Here is a 1,266-nt window from a genome sequence, read left to right as displayed (position 1 = left end):
GAAAATCCTCACCGCGCGCGTCTACGACGTCGCCCACGAGACCGAACTCGAACGCGCCCCGAACCTCTCGGCGCGTCTGCGCAACGCCGTGTTCCTCAAGCGCGAGGACAACCAGCCCGTGTTCTCCTTCAAGCTGCGCGGGGCCTACAACAAGATGGCGCACCTTTCGCCCGCGCAACTCGAGCGCGGCGTGATCACCGCTTCGGCCGGCAATCACGCGCAGGGCGTGGCGCTTTCGGCGGCGAAGCTCGGGGTGAAGGCGGTGATCTGCGTGCCGGTCACCACGCCGCAGGTCAAGGTCGATGCCGTGCGCGCGCATGGCGGCGCCACCGTCGAGGTCGTGCAGGCCGGCGAGTCCTACAGCGACGCCTACGCCCACGCCGTACGCCTCCAGGAAGAACGCGGCCTGACCTTCGTCCATCCGTTCGATGACCCCCACGTGATCGCCGGCCAGGGCACCGTGGCGATGGAGGTGCTGAGTCAGCATCAGGCCCCGATTCACGCCATCTTCGTGCCGATCGGCGGCGGCGGCCTGGCGGCGGGCGTGGCGGCCTATGTCAAGGCGGTGCGTCCCGAGATCAAGGTGATCGGCGTGCAGACCGACGATTCCTGCGCGATGGCGCAGTCGGTCAAGGCGGGCAGGCGCGTGGAGCTTACCGAGGTCGGTCTGTTCTCGGACGGCACGGCCGTGAAGCTCGTGGGCGAGGAAACCTTCCGTCTGTGCCAGCAGCATCTCGATGAAGTCCTGACAGTGGATACCGACGCCCTGTGCGCCGCGATCAAGGACGTCTTCCAGGACACGCGCAGCGTGCTCGAACCCGCAGGCGCGCTGGCCGTGGCGGGCGCGAAGCAGTACGCGGAGCGCGAGGGCATCGAAGGGCAGACGCTCGTGGCGATCACCTCGGGCGCGAACATGAACTTCGACCGCATGCGCTTCGTGGCCGAGCGCGCCGAAGTGGGCGAGGCGCGCGAAGCGGTGTTCGCCGTGACGATCCCCGAGGAGCGCGGCAGTTTCAGGCGCTTCTGCGAACTCGTCGGCACGCGCAGCGTGACGGAGTTCAACTACCGCATCGACGACGCCGAGCGCGCGCACATCTTCGTGGGCGTGCAGATCCGCAACCGCAACGAGTCGCAGCAGATCGCGAAGACCTTCGTCGAGCACGGTTTCCCGACGGTCGATCTCACCGGCGACGAACTCTCGAAGCAGCATATCCGCTACATGGTGGGCGGGCGCTCGCCGCTCGCGCACGACGAGCGGCTGTTCCG

At 67.9% G+C, this 1,266-nt stretch carries 1 protein-coding gene; it reads left to right on the top strand.

From position 1 onward, the window contains the following. The coding region (gene ilvA / locus U5768_RS31810) for a threonine ammonia-lyase, biosynthetic (protein WP_415914009.1) at window positions 1-1,266 on the top strand (1,266 nt) is incomplete at both ends.

Origin of the sequence: Paraburkholderia sp. J76, from assembly GCF_905220295.1 — a bacterium.
Lineage (GTDB): Bacteria > Pseudomonadota > Gammaproteobacteria > Burkholderiales > Burkholderiaceae > Paraburkholderia.
Note: the sequence above shows the minus strand (reverse complement) of the source record. Positions and strands in the feature narration are given on the sequence as shown.